This is a genomic window from Curtobacterium sp. MMLR14_002 (assembly GCF_001864975.1).
GTDB lineage: Bacteria > Actinomycetota > Actinomycetes > Actinomycetales > Microbacteriaceae > Curtobacterium > Curtobacterium flaccumfaciens.
Genome location: NZ_MJGT01000103.1, coordinates 1 through 325, shown reverse-complemented (window position 1 = coordinate 325; position 325 = coordinate 1). Strand labels below are relative to the sequence as shown.

1 protein-coding gene is annotated in these 325 nt (G+C 67.1%); it reads left to right on the top strand.

Going from position 1 to position 325, the window contains the following annotated elements:
* Nucleotides 1-9 precede the first annotated feature (9 nt).
* The coding region (locus tag BIU91_RS16150; protein ID WP_216099679.1) for a DNA methyltransferase at nt 10-325 on the top strand (316 nt) is incomplete at its 3' end.

Below are 325 nucleotides of genomic sequence, written 5' to 3'. Positions count from 1 at the left end.
CAGTTCACCGTGTCACAGGCGCTCGAGGAGCTTCTCGACCAGGACAGTCAGCGGACGAGCGCGGAGGACATCCTGTCGCTAACGGTCTGCGAACCGGCGCTCGGCTCGGGCGCCTTCGCGATCGAGGCTGTCCGTCAGCTCGCTGAGCAGTACTTGAGGCGCCGCGAGGAGGAGCTCGGTGAGCGCGTCGATCCGGACGACCGCCCGCGCCAGCTGCAGAAGATCAAGGCGGCGATCGCGCTTCACCAGGTGTACGGCGTCGACCTCAACGCGACCGCCGTCGAGTTCGCCGAGATCACGCTGTGGCTCGACACCATGTCGGAGG